The organism is Aeromonas sp. QDB68 (genome assembly GCF_027707405.1).
GTDB classification, from domain to species: domain Bacteria; phylum Pseudomonadota; class Gammaproteobacteria; order Enterobacterales; family Aeromonadaceae; genus Aeromonas; species Aeromonas caviae.
The window spans coordinates 1-1,028 of record NZ_JAPCIQ010000220.1; the positions used below are offsets into that span (position 1 = coordinate 1).

Annotated in this window: 1 protein-coding gene; it reads right to left on the reverse strand. The window is 47.2% G+C overall.

Annotated elements, in window-relative coordinates:
* Positions 1-70: 70 nt before the first annotated feature.
* The gene (locus tag PG892_RS22325) at positions 71-976 is read right to left on the reverse strand and encodes a YjbH domain-containing protein (protein WP_270825914.1); all 906 of its coding nucleotides are present in this window, start codon (positions 974-976) and stop codon (positions 71-73) included.
* Positions 977-1,028: the final 52 nt, after the last annotated feature.

Here is a 1,028-nt window from a genome sequence, read left to right on the forward strand (position 1 = left end):
AGGTCACATGGAAGATCAGATCCTGGAAAACGGGAATGGTTCCGTTCAGGGCGCTACTTGTGTATAAGAGTCAGGCCCATGACTGACCGAAAGGACGATAAAGCACCTCTCCCCCGACACCGGCGTACATCATTTCCAGATAGCCGCCGTATGCCTGGCCGTACCACTCCTGACCAAGTTGCTCCATATGTGTTAACTGGAGGTTGTTCAGCAGAATATTGGAAGAGTCGACATACTCTCTCACCCAAGTGCGTACTCTCGGTAACGCATCCGTGTCGGCAGGTGGTGTTTTGTAATTAAATTTGTCGTAATTGTTCGCGATATTGAAGAACAACGTACCCTGTAACCAATCCTTATCGGAAAGACGCAGTTCACTGTTGGCATTAATGCCTATCTGATACATATAAAATGATTCAGGGCCACCAAAAGATTGCGTCAGGGCCGGGTCAAATGAATAAGAGAACCACTCTGGTTCAGATTGGTAACGGAGCGTTCCCTGAACAGGAGCAGGTACTTTTTGATGCTCTTCTACCACTGCCTCCTGCCCAAGAACCTGGGGCTGGTTCGCCTTTCGCACAGAGTCGAGATCAATCACCGTCTCTTGCAACTGGAAATCTCGCTGGCGCTCAATGACTCTCAACTCTTCGACAGTCTCAGGCAGATGATTAATCGCAACCAGAGCAGTACGATCGATCGCTTCTTGCTGGTCCCTATATTTGTGCTGTTGACCCAGCAAGGTTACAGTGAACTGGTCACTATAAAGTGATGCTGTATTCCAACCAGCATTGCTTTCGAACTGTCCTGCCATGACAGGCCAATCAACGTGTGACGAGTCTATCGGGGCCTTTTCAGCGATATACACAGGGCGAGGCTCATCTAAATGATTCTGACGTAAATCATTAAAGTTGGTCCGAAGAGTAACCCCCCACATCAGAGTATTTCCCCTCTGATAACTAAGGAAAGTGCGAACAAGTATCCCAAGAACAAAAAATGAAAATTTTAGTCATTTAATATCAATGGGTTACCAG